Here is an 18,168-nt window from a genome sequence, read left to right as displayed (position 1 = left end):
ACCTCAACGAAACGGCTGTGGCGGAGGCAGCGACCGAGGAACCTGCGTGACAGCGAGAAGAACGGTGGTCAAGCGGAAGACATGCTGCTCGACGCGCGCAACACCGACATCTCACCGGAACAAGCGAAACAACAGCTCGACCAGGGTCTCCATGTACTGGACGAAGAGCAGCCGGTGCCCGGTCTCTTCAAAGACGGCGGTAAACCGATAGGTCACTTCCTGGCCGTCCTTTAGCCTGCTCGCCAGAACGCCCTGACCAGCCCCGGTGTCGTCGCCCGATCCGCGGTGTTCGGTCCGGCGCACCCGGACCGAACACCGCGCCGGCTCAGCCGGCGGTCGGGATCGTGACGATGTCGTCGGCCAGCGGGGCGACGGCACCGATGATCGTCGCCGTCGTGTCGTCCGGGACGCCGGCCGCCGTGAGGGCTTCGGTCAGGTGCTTGGCGACGAGGTCGAAGTGGTGCTGTTCGATCCCGCGGCCGCGGTGCACCTCGCGCATCGAGCGGCCTTGGTATTCGTGCGGTCCACCGAGCGCCGCCGCGAAGAACTCCACCTGCATGCCCTTGAGCCGGGGCACGTTGGTGCCCTTGAAGAAGGCGGACAACTGCGGGTCGTTGAGCACCCGGTCGTAGAAGTCGTCGACGACGGTGACGAGGGCTTCCTCGCCACCGATCTGCTCATAGATGCTAGACAAAACTGTCCTCCGGTTCGCGGGTGGGATTGCAGTCGAAAACACAGAAACTCTTGCTGTGGCACGGCAGTTCGCCGCTTGACAGCAGACCGATGCTCAGGCGGACATCACCAGGCTGTCGTGGTGGATGCGCGACCTGGGGACCCCGGCGCTGGTGAGCAGCGTGACGGCGCTGGTCAGCATTTCGGCCGGCCCGGACAGGAAGACGTCGAGGCCGGTCGGGTGGACCTGCGGCGATCGCAACTCGGCGCCCAGGTCCTGTGCGCTGTGCACCAAGGTGGTGCTCAGGTTCGGCACCGATCGGACCAGTTGGTGGAAATCGGGGTCATAGGGCTCGCCGGGCCGGCAGCTGACGAGGAGCCTAGCCGGAACCACGGGTCCTGCCTCGCGCTGGCTCTGGCGCAGCAACGACTTCATCGTCGACCAACCGGTACCACCAGCGACGAACAACTTCGGCGTGCCGGCCGCCGTGCCGTCGAGCGTGACCTGGCCGCGCGGCGGCCCCAGCCGGATGGTGTCGCCGGGTTGGGACTGCAGGAGCACGTCGCTCAGACCGCGACGGCCGACGGCGCGGACGTGGAATTCCAGCGGCTGCGCGGGCCGCGGTTCGTTCGCGATCGAGTACGACCGCCACACCCGGGGCAGCCGCGGCGATTCGATGGTCGCGTACTGCCCCGCCTTGTACGGGTAGGGGCGGTGCGGGCGCACCCGCAGGATCGCGACGTCGCGGCCGCAGATCACGTGGTCGATCACGGTGGCGTACCAGAACGGCGGCGCGTCGTCCTGCGCGGCGGCCGCCTTCATCACCGCGACGGCGGCCAGGTAGCGCTCGAGCCACGCTTGCTGCACCTGCGGTGTCCAGGCGGCGCCGGCGAAGTGTGCCAGCGACGCGATGAGCGATTCGCCGACCGTCGTGTACTGCCCGGACTGCACGCCGAACTTGCGGTGGTCACGACCCAGTTGCTCGAGCACCGGAGCCAGTTCCGGTCCAGTTTGGACAAGGGCAAGCAACGCCGCGAGCAGACGGTCCCGTTGCGGGGCCATGTCGCCCGGGAACAGCTTGCGCAAGCTGGGCATACGACGGAAGAGATCGGCGTAGAAGTACGCGACGAGCTCCTCCGCGCGCGGTGCGAGCAAGGCCAGACTCTTCTCCAGCACCTCCTGGTCGCCCCACTTGAGCGCCGCCGGATCCGCCGCGGCCGGGAAGCCGGTCTTCGACCGCAGTGCGCGTTCACGCACTTGCGCGCCATGCTTCCAAGTGAGCCAGCGGTCGTAGGCAGCCGCGTCCTGAACATTGCGATCTGACGCCACGACGGACACCTAAACGGACCGTCGGTGAATATCCAAACCAGGCAGGGGTTCGACCGCCAATCGTTTGCACTCGCCAACGGCGTTGCGCGATTCGGTCCAGACGTCACTACGCCCCCTGGCGCAACGCACGGCTTCGCAGACTCAGGTTCTTGTTGGCCCTGAGCAACATCGCGTCGCGAGGCACCGTTCGACCCAGCCTGTCGCGCGATCACCCCGCGCTCCGCGACCGCGGGTGCACGATGATCTGGTGCGCCGTGCTTTCAACGCCGAGGGCCCGAACCGGTTGTGGCCAGCCAACATCACCGAACACCGCACGTGTGGTCGAGACGGATCGTCGGCCGATCACGGCACTCGGCCTCTACCAGCTGTGCGCTGCCGGCTGTAACGGTCGGTGACGTATGACGATCTACCGGTCGTAGCCCCGCGGAGCCCCCCGACGCGGGGCTACATCATTCTCCAGGCCACGACATCGCCGAACGAGCAGTGGGCGGGAAAGCATGGAACACGAGCTGGATGCCGCTCGTTCGACGGCGGACGTGGAGCGGCTGGCCGCCGAGTGCCTCGCGCCGGACGTGTGGGACTACGTCGCGGGCGGCAGCGGTGATGAGGTGACGGTGGCCGCGAACCGGGCCGCGTTCGACCGGGTGCGCGTGGTGCCGCGGGCGCTGGTGGACGTGTCGGCGTGCGACACCGGGTGCGAGCTGTTCGGCGCGCGGGCGGCGCTGCCGCTGGTGGTGGCGCCGATGGCCTACCAGCGGCTGATCCACGCCGACGGTGAGCGTGGCGCGGCCGAGGCCGCCGCGGCGGCCGGGGTGCCGTACACCATCAGCACCCTCAGTTCCGAACCGCTCGAGGCGGTGGCGCGTGCGGGCGGGGTGACGTGGTTCCAGCTCTACTGGCTGCGGGATCGCGACCTCGTGCGCAACCTGCTGCGGCGCGCCGAGGATGCCGGCTGCCGTGCGGTCGTGCTCACCGTCGACGTGCCGGTGATGGGGCGGCGGCTGCGCGACCTGCGCAACGGGTTCGCGCTGCCGTCGTCGGTGCAGCCGGTGAACCTCGGCGACGAGGTCCGCGAACGGGTGCCCGGCGACTCGGCACTGGCGCGGCACACCAGGGCGGCCTTCGACCCGTCGCTGAGCTGGCGCGACCTGGAGTGGATCCGCGAGCACACCTCCTTGCCGTTGCTGGTCAAGGGAATCCTCGACCCGCGCGACGCCGTGCGGGCCGTCGAGGAAGGGGTGGACGGCCTCGTGGTCTCCAACCACGGCGGCCGGCAACTCGACGGCGCCGTGCCCGCCGTGACGGCCCTGCCGGACATCGTGGCGGCGGTGGCGAACCGGTGCCCGGTGCTCGTGGACAGCGGCGTGCGCAGCGGGGTGGACGTGGTGCGGGCGCTCGCCCTCGGGGCCACGGCGGTGCTGCTCGGCCGGCCGGTGCTGTGGGGCCTCGGGGCGGGCGGGCGGGGCGGCGTGGCCAAGGTGCTGGACCTGCTGCGCGACGAGTTGGACACGGCGCTGCGACTCGCGGGGTGCCCCGACGTGGCTGCCGCGCACGACCTCGCGGTGCGCTGAACCCGGTTCGCGGCGACTGCGCGCGCCACGCAACAAAACGGTCAGGCGTCGAATCGTGCGCGGAGGTAGTCGGCGACCTCCGCGTGCGCCTGGGCCGCGGCGTCGAGGACCCCGGTCATCGAGAAGAACCCGTGCACCATGCCTGGGTAACGGGTCGCGCGCACCTCGACGCCGGCCGCGCGCAGGCGTTCGGCGTACTGCTCGCCCTCGTCGCGCAGGGGGTCGTACTCGGCCGTGATCACCAAGGCGGGCGGCAGGCCGGTCAGATCCTCGGCCAGCGCTGGGGAGGCCAGCGGATCGAGCCCGTCCGCATCGGCGGCGAGGTAGTGGTCCCAGTACCAGGCGACGGACCGGCGGTTGAACAATGCCGGATCGTCGTTGGCGCGCATGGATTCCGTGTCGCCGCGGCGATCGGTGTTGGGGTAGACGAGGACCTGGGCGGCCAGCGCGGGCGACCCGCCGTCGCGTACGAGCAGGGTCACCGCGGCGGCCAGGTTGCCGCCCGAACTGTCACCGCCGACGGCGAGACGGGCGGGGTCGGCGCCGAGTTCGTCGGCGTGGGCCGCGATCCAGCACACGGCCGCGTGGCAGTCGTGCACCGCGGCCGGGAACTTGTGCTCGGGAGCGAGGCGGTAGCCGACGGTGATCACCTGGCAGGGCACGGCGTTGGCGAGGCTGCGGCAGATCCCGTCGGAGGTGTCGATGTTGCCCAACGTCCAGCCGCCGCCGAAGAAGTAGACCAGAGTGGGCAGCGCGTCGGTGGTGGCGCTCGGGCGGTAGACCCGGATCGGCAGGTCGCCGTCGGCGCCGGGGATCAGCCGGTCGGCGACCTGGTGCACCGGCCGGACCGCGCCCGCACCCTCCCGGATCGCCGCGAGGTCGGCGGCGCGGGCCTGCTCGAGCGACAGGGTGTAGAGCGGCGGCGCCCCGGCTGCCACCGCGCGCTCGCGCATCGCCACGACCTGGGGATCGAGCGGCATCACGGCCTCCGTCCGTTGTTCAGCACCTTGAGGATCGCAGTCGCCAGCCCGTCACGGTCGGGCCGGACGGCGCGGTCGAGCGCCGGCGCGAACGGCACAACGGTGCCGTCGGGACGGCACACCCGCGCGGGCGGGGCGTGCAGGTCGAACCGTTCGGCCGCGGTCGCGAGGACCTCGGCGCCGATGCCGCACATCCGGTTGGAGTCGTCGAACACCACCAGGCGACCGGTTTTGCCCACCGACGCGGCCAGCCCGTCCCAGTCGAACGGGTACACCGTGCGCGGGTCGAACACCTCGACCGACACGTCGGCGGCGAGTTCGTCGGCGACGGCGAGCGCGTCCTGCACGAGGTGTCCGATCGCCACGACCGTGACCTGCGTGCCCGGCCGGTGCACCCGGCCCACGCCCAGCGGCACCGCGACGAGGTCGGCGTACTCGACGTCGTCGCGAACGCCGAGGGCACCCGCCGGGGCGAACACCACGACCGGGTCGTCGTCGCGGATCGCGGTGGCGAGCAGGCCGTAGGCGTCGGCGGGAGTGGCGGGCACGACGGTCTTCACGCCGGCGTGGGCGAACAGGCTGTACGGGTGGTCGGAGTGCTGCCCGGCCCAGCCGGTCCGCGAGCCCGACCCGGTCACCAGGTAGGTCACCGGCACGCACGCCTGGCCGCCGGTCATGAGCGAGAACTTGTGCGCCTGGTTGACGATCTGCTCGAAGACCAGGAACAGCAGCGACGGCACCTGGAACTCGACCACCGGGCGCAGGCCGGACAGCGCGGCGCCCGTCGCGAAACCGGTGAACGCCTGTTCCGACAGCGGGGCGTCGACCACCCGCTCCGGCCCGAACTTCCCGGCCAGCCCCGCTGTCACGTACGACACGCCGACCCGCACGTCCTCGCCCAGCACGAACACCGCCGGGTCGCGGGCCAGTTCGTCGGCGAGCGCCCGGTTGAGCGCCTTCAGGTAGGACAGCCGGGGCATCAGTGGTCACCGCCCTGACGCGGGCGCAACCCACTGGCGTACAAGTGGTCCAGCGCACCGCCGGGATCGGGGTGCGGGCCGGCGAGCGCGAACGCCACCGCTTCGTCCAAAGTGGACTCCACCTCGGCGTCGACCCGTTCGCGTTCGGCGTCGGCCAGCCGCGCGCCCTGGATGGTCACCGGGTCGCGTAGGCGTCCACTGTGGACTTCCTCGTCGCTGCGGTACCGCATCCGGGCCCGGTGTTCCCACGTGTGGTGCGCATCGAACCGGTAGGCCAGGCACTCGATCAACGACGGTCCGTCGCCCGCTCGCGCGCGCCGCACGGCCGTTCGCGCCGCGGTCAGCACAGCCACCGGGTCCGCGCCGTCCACGGTGACCGATGGGATGCCGAACGCCTCGCCGCGCCCGGTGATCGTGCCCGCCACCGCCTCGCCCACCGGCAGGGTCGTCGCGTACCCGTTGTTCTCGCAGACGAACAGCACCGGCAGCCGCCACAGCGCGGCCAGGTTCAGCGACTCCAGGAGCACACCCTGGTTGACCGCGCCGTCGCCGAAGAAGCTGACCGCCACCCGGTCGCTGCCCGAATGCCGCGCCGCCCAGGCCGCGCCGACGGTGATCGGTGCGTTGGCCCCGACGATCGCGTTCGCCCCGAGGATGCCCATGGCGAAGTCGGCCGCGTGCATCGACCCGCCGCGGCCGCGGTTCAGGCCGGTGTCCCGGCCCGCCAGCTCGGCCAGCACCCGGGCCGGGTCCGCGCCCTTGGCCAGCACGTGCCCGTGCCCGCGGTGGGTGCTGGTGATCACGTCGTCGTCGCGCAGCGCCGCGCACACCCCGGCGGCGATCGCCTCCTGCCCGGTGTAGGGGTGGATGCCGCCGACGATGTCGCCGGTATCGACCAGGTCCACCGCCCGTTGCTCGAACCGGCGGATCAGCCGCACCGTCCGGTACAGGCCGACGCGGGTGTCCGTCGCTCGTGCCATGGCGCGGCCGTCAGCGACGCCACAGCGTGGGGCAGAACTCCGGATCGGCGTAGTCCGGCCTGCCGTCCGGGGTCCGGCGCACGAGCACGTCGTGGTTGTAGGAGGCGAGGGTGCCGTCGGACAGCGGGAACTCGCGGTAGGCGTTGTCGCCGTCCTGCAGGTGCAACGACACCGCCTGGCGCGGCCGGGACCCGCGGTTGCCGGCACTGCCGTGGTAGGTGCGGCAGTGGTGGAAGCTCATGTGTCCTTTCGGGATGATCATCGGGATCTTGGTGACCTCGGCCCCGTTGTGCGCGGCGTTGGCGCTCAGCAGTTCCTCGAGATGGCCGTGGTCGCGGTCGGCGAAGTGCCGCACGACGGTGTCGTCCGCGCCGACCTCGGTCCAGCGGTGGCTGCCGTCGACCATCGTGATCGTGCCCAGTTCCTCGTCGCAGTCGTGGAACGGGATGAACGCGGTCAGCATCCGCTCCGACGACGAGGACGACCAGTAGTGCTTGTCGAAGTGCCACGGCACGACGTTGGACGGCTCGTCCGCGATCGGCGGCTTGTAGATCAGCGTCGACTGGAACACCCGGATCTCCGACGCCTGCGCCAGCCGCGCCGCCACCGCACCGATCACCGGCTTGAGCAACGCCTTGGCGATGGCGTCGCTTTCGTAGTGCACGTAGTCGTTGTGCCGCTGCACGTCGCCGTCGCTCGGCTCCCAGTAGGCCAGCCGCGGCGGGCGGACCGGCAGGCGCCTGCTGCGCTCCCCCGCGTAGTACCGCTCGACCGCGTCCGCCAGCTCGTCGACCTCGTCGCCGGACAGCAGCTGCTTGGACAGGTACCAGCCGTGCTCGGCGAAGAACCGCACGTCCTCGTCGGTCGGCAGCAGCGTCTGTTCCCGCTCCGTCAGCGCGAAACCGTCGACCACGGTCACGTCCCCTCCCCCGGGTTCGGCGCGCCGGCGAGCTCGCCCTGCTTCGCCTCGTACAGCGCCTTGATGTTGCGGGTGCCGAAGGTCAGCGCGCCGCGCCGTTCGATCAGCTCCAGGAACAGCGTGCGGCGGATGTGCATGGATTCGGTGAAGATCTGCAGCAACTGCCCCCAGTGGTCGCGGTCGACCAGGATGCCGAGCCTGCGCAGGTCCGCCAGCGACGCGTCGAGGTGCCCGACCCGCTCCTCGAGGTTGCCGTAGTAGGCCGCCGGGGTGCCCAGGAACTGCACGCCGTGCTCGGCCAGCGTGGTCACGGCCTTCACGATGTCGTCGGTGCCGAACGCGACGTGCTGGACGCCCGCGCCCGCGTGCCAGGACAGGAAGTTGTCGATCTGCCCCGGTTTGCGGTTCGGGTCCGGCTCCAGCAGCGTGAACGTGACCTGCTGGGACGGGCTCTGCACGACCTTGGACTCCATGCCCTGGCCGCCGACCTCGACGTACTCCTCGAAGACCTGCGTGAAGCCGAAGACGTCCACGTAGTAGTCGACCGTGGGGGTGAGCCCGCCCGCCGGGACGCAGATGGCGATGTGGTCGATGGTGCGCAGCAGCTTGCCGTCGGCGTGCGGGTCGGGGCCGGTCAAGGCGATGGCGCCGGGCAGGAACTCCCGGGCCGGGCCGTGCCGCTCGACGAGGCGGTGCGTGACGTCGGAGAAGCCGGACACCTCGGCGACCACGACCCGTGCGTCCCCGCCGGCGTACTCGGTGGGCGGCGCCAGCGGTTCGGCACCTCGGTCGACGAGACCGCGGTGGGCGGCGGCGACGTCGTCGACCGCGATGCCGATGACGGCCACGCCGTCGCCGTGGCGGCGCACGTACTCCGTCGCCGGGTGGTCGGGCACCAGCCCGGTGGTGAGCACGATCTGGATGCCGCCCTGGCGCAGCAGCAGCGACCGGCAGCCGGCCAGCCCGGTCTCCGGGCCGCCCTGCCCGCAGACGGTGAAGCCGAACGCGGTGCACAGGTAGAACGCCGTCTGCCGGGCGTCGCCGACGTACAGCTCGAGGTGGTCGATGCCGGCGATCTTCATCTGGCGGCCCCGATCACTTCGCGGATCACCTCGACGGCACCGGTGACCGTCATCATCCGGCCGAAGTGTTCCTCGTCCAGTTCCACGCGGACGCCGTAGTGCTGCTCGACCTGGTGCACGAGCCAAGCCAGCTCCATCGACTCGATGCGCTCCTCGACGTCGTCGCGGGTCCGGCCGTCGAGGCCGGCGAGCAACCTCAGGACGTCCTCCCTGCTGGGTAACTCGCCCCGGTTCACGCGGTCACCTCGCCGCGGCCGGTGAGCACTGTCCTCATCGGATCACCTTTCCTCACGTGATGCGTCGCGGAGTACCGATCGGTCGCGAACCAGCTTTCCCGTCGTCGTGCGCGGCATGGCCGCGAGCGCGTGGACCCGCCGCGGGCGCTTGTAGGCGGCCAGCCGCTCGGCGAGGCCGGCTTCCACCTGCGCCACGGTGGCGGGTTCGGCGAGTTGCACGTAGGCCGTCACCATGCTGTCGTGCACCACCACGGCCGCCTCGACGCCCGGCAGGCCGCCCAGGGTCTCCTCGACCTCGGTCAGGTCGACCTTGAGGCCGCCGATGGAAATCTGGGAGTCCAGCCGCCCCTTGATGGTGACCAGCCCGGTGTGTGGGTCGACGGTGCCGGCGTCGCGGGTGTGCAGCCAGCCATCGGCCCACCGGTCCGGGTCGGAGAGCCCCACGTACGGCGACTCGGGGCGGCTCACCAGCAGTTCGCCGCCGCGTTCCACCACCGCGAGCCCGAACGCCGGGCGCAGCGACGGGCGGTGCTCGCCGAACAGGTCGGTGGCGATCACCCCGACCTCGGTCATGCCCCACATGTTGCCCAGCGGCACGCCGTACTTCTCGGTGAACGCCGTCACGACGGCCGGTGGCTGGAGTTCGCCGCCGGTGGTCATGCGCTTGAGCTGCGGCAGCTGGGGTGGGTCCACAACGGACGCGAGCAGTCCGATGTGGAACGGCACGCCCAGCACCGTCGCCGGGCTGGGGTCGGCCGCCACGGCCTCGAGGACGCTGTCGCCGGTGAGCCGTTGGGGCGGCTGGACCCGCACCCCCGCGTGCAGGCCGTAGAGCAAGGCACCGACGAGCCCGAGGACGTGCACCATCGACGCCAGCACGATGATGCGCTCGCCGGGCAGCGGCACGCCGTCCATGCGGGTGTACCGGTCGAGCTCGGCGATGAGGTCCGCGGCCGTGCGTCCGATCACTTTGGACGGTCCGGTGGAGCCGGAACTGAGCTGGATCACCGCGTGCGGCGTCGCGGCTGGGCGGCCCGCGCGCGCGGTGACCACGTCTTCCACGTCGGCGAAGGCACGCAACGCGCCACTGCGCACGCGGCCCGCCGACACCACGACCTGCACCGCGAGCCGGTCGAGCGCGGCGTCCACTTCGAACTGGGTCAGCCGGTGGTCGAGCAGGACGACCTGCGCGCCCAGGCGCCACCCGGCGAGCAGATTCGCCACGTAGGCAAGGGAAGGCGGCAGCCGCAGGGCGAGCGAACCGCCCGCGCCGAGGCCCGCGGCGGCGAGCCGTTCCTGGCGTTGCGCGACCATCGCGCGCAGCGCCGCCCGGGTCACCGGGCCGTCGACGTCCAAGCAGATGTCGTCGTCTGGTCCGCGCAGCAGGAGTTCGTCGACCCAATCAGGCCCCACCACGGCCCCCAGTTCGATCTTGGTCATGTCTGTCGTCATCGGCACACCTGCCCAGTCCTCTGGCGGCACTGCTCTTCGATCAACACCGCGAGCCGGCGCACGCCGGTGTCGATCAGGTCGGCGGACACGCTGCTGACCGAGAGCCGCAGCGCCGGGACGGCCGGCATGCCGTCGTAGAAGTGGCCCATCGGCGTCCACAGCACGCCGTGGTCGCGCGCGGAGCGTTCGAGGAGGTCGTCGTCGACCGGGAACGGCACCGACACCACGACGAAGAACCCGCCGGAGGGCACGGTCCAGCTCACGCCGGGCACGTCGGTCAGGTGCTCGGCCAGCGCGTCGACCGCACGCCGTAAGTTGCCGGCGTACCACCGGCGTTCCCGCGCGGTGGCGGCGGCGAGGCTGCCGCCGTGTTCGACGAGCTTGCCGCCGACGACGGCCTGGGCGATCGGCGAGGTGTTGACCGTCACCATGCTCTTGATCTTGGAGAGCTCGTCGGCGAACAGGCCCACCCGGCCGTCCGCCCCCGCCACCCGCTGGTCGGCGACCACGTAGCCGACGCGCGCGCCGGGCAACACCGACTTGGCGAACGAGCCCAGGTAGACCACGCGGCGCCGCTCGTCGAGCGACTTGAGCGTGGGTAGGCGGCCGGACTCACCGTGGAAGAGCCCGTACGGGTTGTCCTCCAACAGCAGCAGCTCCTGCTCGGCGGCGACCTCCAGCAGCCGCCCGCGGGTCGCGACGTCCATGCTGAGACCCGACGGGTTGGCGAAGTCCGGCATCACATAGCAAGCGCGGGGCCGCAGGCCGTCCGCGCGGGCCTGTTCGGCCACGGCAGCCAGGTCGGCCAGGTCGACGCCGGCCGCGCCGGTCCGCACGGGCAGCACCGGCAGGTCCGCCAGGCGTGCCGCGCCCGTCAGGCCCACGTAGGTCGGCGTGACGGCGAGCAGGACGTCGCGGTGGTCGGCACGCAACGCCCGCAGGACCAGGAACATCGCCTCCTGGCACCCGGCGGTCACCACCACCGACTCCGGGTCGACGTCGATCCCCTCGTCGATCCGGAGGTGCTCCGCGACCAGGTCGTGGATGATCCCCTTGGTCCGGCCGTACTGCAGCACGGTCCGCCGCACCTGCGCCGGGCTCTGGCCCAGCCGCCCGGCCAGGTGGTCGCAGAACGACCGCAGGTAGCGGTGGACGTCGGCCAGGTCGAAGAACTCCTCGGTCGGCCGTCCGGCCGCGAGCGCGATCGCGTGCGGATGGCGCGACGCGACCTCGTTGAGGAAGTTCATGGACTCCGCGGCCGGGTCCTCGAGCCCGCCGAACAACGCGCTCGTGGCCAGGTCCACCGCCTCGTCGAGGCCGTTGGTGGTCACGATGCCGTCCCGCACAACAGGTCCAGCCGGTCGTACCCGCGCAGCATGAACTGGTGGCGTGCCGCGGGTTCGGCGGCCAGGGCGAGGCGCGGGAACCGGGTCAGCAGGCGTGGCAGGGCGATCCGGCCCACCGCGCGGCCCAGGGCCGCGCCCAGGCAGTAGTGCGGACCGGCACTGAACGCGTAGTGCTGGTTGTCGGTGCGGGTGGGGTCGAACTGGTCGGGGTCGGCGAACCGCGCGGGGTCGCGGTTGGCCGCCGCGGTGAGGATCAGCACCGTGCGGCCTTCCGGCACCGGGACGCCGTCGACCTCGGTGTCGTGCACGGCGAACCGGACCGCGAAGTGGACAGGCGGGTCGAAGCGCAGGATCTCCTCGACGCACGACGGCGCCAGCGCCGGGTCCGCACGCAGCGCCGCGAGGCTGTCGGGGTGCTGCAGCAGCAGGTGCAGGCCGTTGCCGATGAGGTTGGCCGTGGTGCGGAACCCCGCGTTGAACACCACGATCAGGTTGGCCAGCAGCTCCGGCTCGGGCAGCCGGTCGTCCGCGGCGAGCGCCGAGACGAGGTCGTCGGCGGGCCGTACCCGGCGCTCGGCGACCAGTGCCGCGAAGTAGGCGGTGAGTTCCGCCGCGGCGGTGTCGGCGGCACGCAGCTCCCGGAACGACCGCTGGCCCAGTTCCAGGATCGCGTCGAAAGCCTTGACGCGGGCGGGAAAACCGGCCCGGTCAGGTTCGGGGACGCCCAGGATCTCGCCGATCACGTCGCTGGGCAACCGCAGCGCGAACCGCGCCATCACGTCGACCGCACCGTGCTCCGCCGCAGCCGCCAGCTCGTCGAGCAGCCGGTCGGCGATGCGCTCGATCACCGGCTCCAGCGTCGCGGCGCGGCTCGCGCTGAACACCTGGCCGAAGAGCCGCCGGACCCGGGCCAGCCGGTCGCCGCCGGCGTGGAACACGGAGTTCTGCATCGTCTGAACGGCAAGGTGTTCGCGCCACCGGGTGCTGGTGCGGTCCAGGTAGTCGCCGTCGAGCACGGCGAACCCGGGATCGCGCAGCACCCGGCCGACCGCGTCGTGGCCGTGCACGATGGCGGCGTGTTTGCCGTCCGGGGGCAGCGGCACGACCGTGCCCAGTTCGTGCAGGCGGGCGTAGACCGGGTACGGGTCGCGCCTGCCTTGGTCACTCAGCAATTCGCGCAGCAGCGCGGCGGCGGAGGCGGCGACGGCGGACGCGGCGGTCGGTGCGCTCATGTCCCCTCCCCCTTGACCGCCCGGCGACGGTCGCGGTCGGCGAGGACCGCGCGCAGCAGGTCGTCCAGCTCGTCGTCGGACAGCGCCACCAGATCCGTGTCCGGCTCGGCCGCCGGCGCCGCGGCGGAGACGATCTCGGCGAGCTGCGCGATCGTCGGCGTGGCCACGATGCTGTGCATGGGCAGGGTCACGCCGTAGGTGTCGGCGATCCGGGCCGCGAACCGCACGGCCGCGAGCGAGCCGCCGCCGAAGCCGAACAGGTTGTCGTGCACGCCGATCGGCTCGGTCGTGCCGAGCAGTTCGGCCCAGATCCCGGCCAGGTCGGCCTCGACCGGGTTGCGTGGCCGCACCTTGCCCTCGCCCGGCTCGGCGGGCCACTCGGGTTCGGGCAACGCGTCCCGGTCCAGCTCAGGCACCACGACGACGAGCGCGGGGACCATCGGCTCGGGCACGGCTGCCCGCACATGGGCGAGCAGATCGGCTTCCCGGTCGGCTTCTGGGTCCACGGCGACGTAGGCCACGAGGGCCGTGTCACCGGCTCTCGGGACGCCGACCACGACAACGTCCCGCACGGCGTCGTGGGCACGCAGCACCGCCGCCACGTCGCCGGGGTCCACGGGCGCGCCGCGGACGGTGACGCGGCCATCGGTGCGTCCGGACCGTGCGAGGCCGCCGTCTTCGCGCCACCGGCCCAGGTCGCCGGTCGCCACGCCGGCGACGTGGACTTCCCCCACGACCCCGATGGGCACGGGGGTGCCCCGCTCATCCAAGACGCCCAACCGGTGGCCGCCGAGCAGCACCGGCCGCTCACCGGCCCGGATCGCGGCGGCCCACCCGGCCGTCCCGGCGTGGCCGTAGAGGTGCCACAACGCGGAGCCGGGCGAGGTCAGCGCCTCCGCGAGGCCGCGGTCCGGCTCCCCCGTGCACAGCCGCAGCCGCAACCGGGCCGGGACGTGGTCGGTGAGCAGGCGCCACGTGTAGGCAGTCGCGTGCATCGCGGTCGCCGCGCTCCGCTCGACCAGAGCACGCAGCCGGTCGCCGTCGCGCGCCTCGTCGGCAGCGATCACGAGGTCCGCGCCGCACACGAGCGGCAGCACCAGTTCCAGCAGGGCGAGGTCGGCAGCGGTGGTCGTGACGGCGAGGAACCGGTCGTCCCCGCCCAGCCCCAACTCGCCACGCAGCGCTCCGAGCACGGCCGCCACGGCGCGATGGGTGACGTCGACGCGCGTCGTGGACACGAAGACGCTGTACGCCAGGGAATCCGGGTCGACCGCGACGGGCGGCGCCGGTGCCGTACCGAGCTCGTTGAGCGTGAGCACCTCGCCCAGCGACCGGGCCGGCGTGCCGTGGGCGTCGTCGGCCACGAGCAGCCGCAGGTCCGCGTCACGGACCCGGTCACGCAACCACGGCAGCGGGTGCGCCGGGTCCAGCGGCACGACCGCACCACCCGCCCACCACACCCCGAGCACCGCCGTCAGCAGACCGGTGCCGCGGCCGACGCATAAGCCGACCCTGCTGCCCGGGCCGACGCCGTGATCGATGAGCGTCCGGGCGAGCCGCGCGGCGCGGTCGCGCACCACGGGCATGAGCACAGTGCCGGCCCCATCGGTGACCGCGGCGCTCGACTCGCACACCGTGGTCAGCACGTCGAACCCGTTGTCCGGCACCGCAACGGCGGGTGCAGGGTGTTCTGGCGCCGGCAGCAAGGGCAGGTCCGCGATCGGGAGCTCCGGGTCGCGAGCCGCGTGTTCCAGCACGGTGACCACCGACCGCAGCAGGCGGGTGGCGAACGGCGCGTGGAACAGATCGGTGCGATACCCGAGCGTCAGGGATCCGTCGTCGGCGGCGATCAGGTTGAGATCGGACTCGGTGGTCCTGGGAAACGCGATCCGGTCTTCCGCCGTGACGCCGGGCAGCCGAGGCGCGGAAAGTACCCCAGGATCTGAACCAGGGCCACCGAATCGGACCGGCGGAGGAGCGAGGTCGAGTTCCGCCGCCAGCAACTCGTACGGGAGCTCGGCGCTCGCGCGGACCTGTGCCGACGCCCCTCCCACCTGAGCGAGCAGCTCAGCGAACGTCGTGTCGCCGAGCCGCACCCGGACGGGGACGGTGTCGGCGAACGGACCGACGACCGGCACCAGTTCCGGCCGGACGCGTCCGTCCACCGCCACGCCGATCAGCAGGTCGCGCTGCCGTGCGTAACGCGACAGCGCCATCGCGTACCCGGCGAGCACCGCCGAGGCCGGGTCCGTGCCGGAAACCCTTGCCAGCTCGGCGAGTTCCGCCATCGTGTCGGGGGCGATCGTCGCCGTGGCCACCGCAGCACGGGTGGACCGGACGGTGCGCCGGGGACGGTCGGTGGGCATCGCCAGCGCACGCGGTGCGTTCCGCAGCTGTGCCCGCCACGGCTCCACCTGGCGGGTCAGTTCCTCGCCACGCAGCCAGTCGAGCTGCCACACGGCGTAGTCGCCGTAGTCCATCCAGAGCCGCGGCAGCACCACCGCCGGATCGTGGTACACAGTGGACAGTTCGTCGAGCAGCACCGCCAGGCCGGCCTCGTCGGCGACGACCCGGTGCGCCACGAGAACGAACAGCGACCGGTCGGAAGCGGTCTCGATCAGGGCGGCGCGCAGCAATGGACCACGCGCCAGGTCGAACGGGCGCGCGGCCAGGTCAAGGGCGAAGGACAGGGCGTCGTCCTCGGCGAGGACAGCACGCTCGACCGCAACGCTGCCGGTGTCCTCGACGACCTGCTCGGGCCCGCCGGCCGACGACACGACGACGGTCCGCAGCGCCGCGTGCCGGGCGACCAGGACGTCCAGCGCCCGTTGCAGGGCGTCGTGGTCGATCGTGCCCCGCAGCCAGACCCCGTACGGCAGGCGTGCCGCCGGATCGCCGGGCGAGTTCTGTTCGAGCGCCAGCAACCGCCGCTGCGCGAACGAGACCGGATACCGCACGCGCTACCTCCCGTGCTGCGCTTGCGCGAGGATCCGTTGGCGCATAACGAACTTGCGCACCTTCCCGGTCGGGCCCACCGTCATGTCGTCGTCGCGGACGGTCTCGATGCGCCGCACCGTCCGCGCCGCCGCCTCGCCGAGCGTGGCGCGCACGGCCGCCTCCCGCTCGGTGGTGGCGCCGGGACCGGTGTCCGCGCCATCACGCAGCACCAGGAGCACGTCGGTCACGACCGAGCCGTCGTCCTGCCGGGTCGCCAGCACCGTGCAGTCGCGGACATCGGGGATGCGGGCGAGCAGACGTTCCTCGCAGAGCGCGGTGTAGAGCCAGTTCCCGTCGCCGAGGTCGATCGCGTCGCTTGCCCGGTCGACGTGGTAGTAGTAGCCCTCCGCGTCCCGGTACATCAGGTCGCCGGTGAGGTAGTAGCCGTTGAACCGGCTGCGGTAGGTGGCGGCCGAGTCGTTCCAGTAGCCGGGCGCGAGCGTCGGCGACTTGAGCGCGCAGTGGCCGACCTGGCCGTCCGGGACCTCTTCGCCGGTCGTGAGATCGAGCAGCGCCACCTCCGCGAACGGGTACGGCGTGCCCACGCACCGGTCGTAGCGGTCGCTGCCGAGCCGGTGGGTGATCCGGAACGCGCTGTGCCCCATCTCGGTGGAGCCGAGCATGTCGATGAACTTCGACCCGGCGACCTCGACCGCGCCCTCCCGGGTCCACGTCAGGTGGCTGCCGACCGCGACGAGCCGCCGCACGTGGGCCTCGTGGGCGCAGTCCCCGGTGCTCGACCAGTTGCGCACCGAACTCAGATCGCGGGTGGTGAGGTCGTGGCGGGCGAGTTCGGCCCACGTCACCGCGAAACCGAACACGCCGGTCGGCCGCCAGCGCTCGATGGCGTCGAGGATCACCTCGCCGCTGCGCTCGAACGGCCCGCCCTGCGCGGACAGGCACAGGATCTCGTAGCCGTTGCACAGCGCCTGGTTCACGACGATGATCCCGGCGGCGTGCGCGGCGGGGAGCACGGACAGCTCCCGGACCTTGCCGTAGGGCCGGGCCTCGGTGAGCCGCACCGCGCGCACCGCGGCGAACAGGCTGTCGTGGGAGTGCACGACCGCCGCGGGCACGCGCGTCGTGCCAGAGGAATGCGTGATCGCGACCGGGTCGTCGCCGTGGTGGCGGTAGTGAGGCGGTGCCTGATCCGGGTCGCCGGTGCCGGTCTCGGCCGCGTCGCCGAGCACGGGCGCGCCGAGGTCGTGCTCGCGCAGCGCGTCGTGGTCGGCGTCGACCACGACACCGGCGCACGCGAGCCGCCGGATGTACGCCGCGGCGACGTCCAGGGGCATGTTCCCGTTCATCAGCGCCGGAATCGCGCCCAGCCGGTTCAACGCGAAGAAGTTGAGGAACACGTCGGCGGCCGACGTGACCGGCAGCGCGACCGGGTCGCGGCGGCCGATCCCCTTGCGCGCGAACCACTCCGCGCGCGCCGCGACCCGCTCGGTGAGCTGCCGCAACGACAGCAGGGTGTACGCCGCGATCCCGTCCACCGCGGAGTCGAAGCCCATGCGCGGCGCGTCGAGGTCGGCGCCGTGCTCGGCGAGCATGAGCGGCACGTTGCCCGCCCCCACCCGCGGGTCCTGCGCCAGCGCGGCACGCAGGTTGCCCTGCTTCATGAGACCTCCCGGTTGAACTGGCGGATCGACCACCAGACGGCGAGCGCGCAGGCAACGACCATGACCAGCCAGCCTTGCCAGACGGCGCTGGTCGCGAAGTGCCCGGTCAGCAGCGCGCGCAAGCCCTCGGTGGCCCACGCGAACGGGTTCCACAGCGCCACGTTCTGCACCCACAGCGGCGCAAGGCTGAGCGGGATCAGCACGCCCGCGAGCAACGACACCGGCTGGCCGACCGTGTTGATCAGGATGCCGAGGCTGTTCTCGTTGCGCACCACCAGGGCGATGCCGTAGGAGATCGAGATGCTCAGCAGGATCACCAACGACAGCAGGGCGTAGGCCACCAGCAGTTCGCCGAGCCCGACCCGCAACCCGAACGGCAGCGCGGCGATGGTGATCATCGTCGCCTGGAACTCCAGCAGCGCCACGTGCATCAGCGCACGGCCCAGCAACAGCCCGGTGCGGCTGACCGGCGTGACGCGGCAGCGGTCGACGACCCCTTGGCGCACCGCGTTCAACAGGCCGTAGCCCGCGAAGAGCCCACCGAACAAGCCCATCGACACGAACAAGCCGGGCACGTAGATCGCGTAGGCGTCGCCGTAGGTGGCCACGCCCCGGCCGGCCATCGCGATCTTGAGGAATGGCGCGAAAAGCACCAGATAGGTGATCGGCTGGGCGAGGGTGAGCGCGATGAGACCGGGGTTGCGGGCCATCACGACCGCCTCGTAGCGGAAGATCAGCCAGGTGTCGCGCAACAGTTTCACGACGTCCG

16 protein-coding genes are annotated in these 18,168 nt (G+C 71.9%); 2 read left to right on the top strand and 14 right to left on the bottom strand.

Annotated elements, in window-relative coordinates; translation table 11 throughout:
• The first annotated feature begins 81 nt into the window (after positions 1 to 81).
• Positions 82 to 234, top strand: a complete 153-nt coding sequence (locus tag EV186_RS39190; RefSeq protein WP_166659433.1) for a hypothetical protein — start codon at positions 82 to 84, stop codon at positions 232 to 234.
• A gap of 91 nt (positions 235 to 325) precedes the next feature.
• Here the strand turns inward: EV186_RS39190 and EV186_RS32625 are convergent, their stop codons facing one another.
• Both EV186_RS32625 and EV186_RS32620 read right to left on the bottom strand, forming a co-directional pair.
• On the bottom strand, positions 326 to 694 hold the full coding sequence (locus EV186_RS32625) for a group I truncated hemoglobin (protein ID WP_133853347.1): 369 nt from the start codon (positions 692 to 694) through the stop codon (positions 326 to 328).
• A gap of 93 nt (positions 695 to 787) precedes the next feature.
• The gene (locus EV186_RS32620; protein ID WP_166659432.1) at positions 788 to 1,930 is read right to left on the bottom strand and encodes a globin domain-containing protein; all 1,143 of its coding nucleotides are present in this window, start codon (positions 1,928 to 1,930) and stop codon (positions 788 to 790) included.
• 569 nt (positions 1,931 to 2,499) lie between these two features.
• Between EV186_RS32620 and EV186_RS32610 the strand changes: the two genes are divergently transcribed.
• The gene (locus tag EV186_RS32610; RefSeq protein ID WP_133853344.1) at positions 2,500 to 3,573 is read left to right on the top strand and encodes an alpha-hydroxy acid oxidase; all 1,074 of its coding nucleotides are present in this window, start codon (positions 2,500 to 2,502) and stop codon (positions 3,571 to 3,573) included.
• A gap of 41 nt (positions 3,574 to 3,614) precedes the next feature.
• On the opposite strand, the gene EV186_RS32605 is transcribed toward EV186_RS32610, so the two are convergent.
• From EV186_RS32605 to EV186_RS32550, 12 genes are read right to left on the bottom strand one after another with little or no spacing between them, the layout of a single operon-like run.
• The gene (locus EV186_RS32605) at positions 3,615 to 4,553 is read right to left on the bottom strand and encodes an alpha/beta hydrolase (RefSeq protein WP_133853343.1); all 939 of its coding nucleotides are present in this window, start codon (positions 4,551 to 4,553) and stop codon (positions 3,615 to 3,617) included.
• Entirely contained in the window at positions 4,553 to 5,533 is a 981-nt protein-coding gene (locus EV186_RS32600; protein WP_133853342.1) for an alpha-ketoacid dehydrogenase subunit beta, read from the bottom strand. The genes EV186_RS32605 and EV186_RS32600 overlap by 1 nt, the downstream gene beginning before the upstream one ends.
• Positions 5,533 to 6,513 (bottom strand): thiamine pyrophosphate-dependent dehydrogenase E1 component subunit alpha, encoded by a 981-nt coding sequence (locus tag EV186_RS32595; protein ID WP_133853341.1) that lies wholly within the window; start codon positions 6,511 to 6,513, stop codon positions 5,533 to 5,535. The genes EV186_RS32600 and EV186_RS32595 overlap by 1 nt, the downstream gene beginning before the upstream one ends.
• Positions 6,514 to 6,523: 10 nt before the next feature.
• Positions 6,524 to 7,432, bottom strand: a complete 909-nt coding sequence (locus EV186_RS32590) for a phytanoyl-CoA dioxygenase family protein (RefSeq protein ID WP_133853340.1) — start codon at positions 7,430 to 7,432, stop codon at positions 6,524 to 6,526.
• A complete protein-coding gene (gene hppD / locus EV186_RS32585) occupies positions 7,429 to 8,514 on the bottom strand; it encodes a 4-hydroxyphenylpyruvate dioxygenase (RefSeq protein WP_133853339.1) in 1,086 nt (361 codons plus the stop codon). The genes EV186_RS32590 and hppD overlap by 4 nt, the downstream gene beginning before the upstream one ends.
• Positions 8,511 to 8,750 (bottom strand): hypothetical protein, encoded by a 240-nt coding sequence (locus tag EV186_RS32580; RefSeq protein WP_208115895.1) that lies wholly within the window; start codon positions 8,748 to 8,750, stop codon positions 8,511 to 8,513. Before EV186_RS32580 ends, hppD begins: the two co-directional genes overlap by 4 nt.
• A 42-nt stretch (positions 8,751 to 8,792) precedes the next feature.
• Positions 8,793 to 10,202, bottom strand: coding sequence for a class I adenylate-forming enzyme family protein (locus EV186_RS32575; protein WP_208115894.1), 1,410 nt, complete (start codon positions 10,200 to 10,202; stop codon positions 8,793 to 8,795).
• Positions 10,199 to 11,533, bottom strand: coding sequence for an aminotransferase-like domain-containing protein (locus tag EV186_RS32570; protein WP_243754407.1), 1,335 nt, complete (start codon positions 11,531 to 11,533; stop codon positions 10,199 to 10,201). The genes EV186_RS32575 and EV186_RS32570 overlap by 4 nt, the downstream gene beginning before the upstream one ends.
• The gene (locus EV186_RS32565) at positions 11,530 to 12,780 is read right to left on the bottom strand and encodes a cytochrome P450 (RefSeq protein WP_133853338.1); all 1,251 of its coding nucleotides are present in this window, start codon (positions 12,778 to 12,780) and stop codon (positions 11,530 to 11,532) included. Before EV186_RS32565 ends, EV186_RS32570 begins: the two co-directional genes overlap by 4 nt.
• Positions 12,777 to 15,737: a condensation domain-containing protein gene (locus EV186_RS32560; protein WP_133853337.1), complete on the bottom strand. Its 2,961-nt coding sequence runs from the start codon at positions 15,735 to 15,737 to the stop codon at positions 12,777 to 12,779. The genes EV186_RS32565 and EV186_RS32560 overlap by 4 nt, the downstream gene beginning before the upstream one ends.
• A 3-nt stretch (positions 15,738 to 15,740) precedes the next feature.
• The gene (locus EV186_RS32555) at positions 15,741 to 17,399 is read right to left on the bottom strand and encodes a class I adenylate-forming enzyme family protein (RefSeq protein ID WP_133853336.1); all 1,659 of its coding nucleotides are present in this window, start codon (positions 17,397 to 17,399) and stop codon (positions 15,741 to 15,743) included.
• Entirely contained in the window at positions 17,396 to 18,160 is a 765-nt protein-coding gene (locus EV186_RS32550; protein ID WP_133853335.1) for an ABC transporter permease, read from the bottom strand. Before EV186_RS32550 ends, EV186_RS32555 begins: the two co-directional genes overlap by 4 nt.
• Positions 18,161 to 18,168: the final 8 nt, after the last annotated feature.

Source organism: Labedaea rhizosphaerae (assembly GCF_004362825.1).
Classification (GTDB): domain Bacteria; phylum Actinomycetota; class Actinomycetes; order Mycobacteriales; family Pseudonocardiaceae; genus Labedaea; species Labedaea rhizosphaerae.
This window is presented reverse-complemented; position numbering and strand designations above follow the sequence as displayed.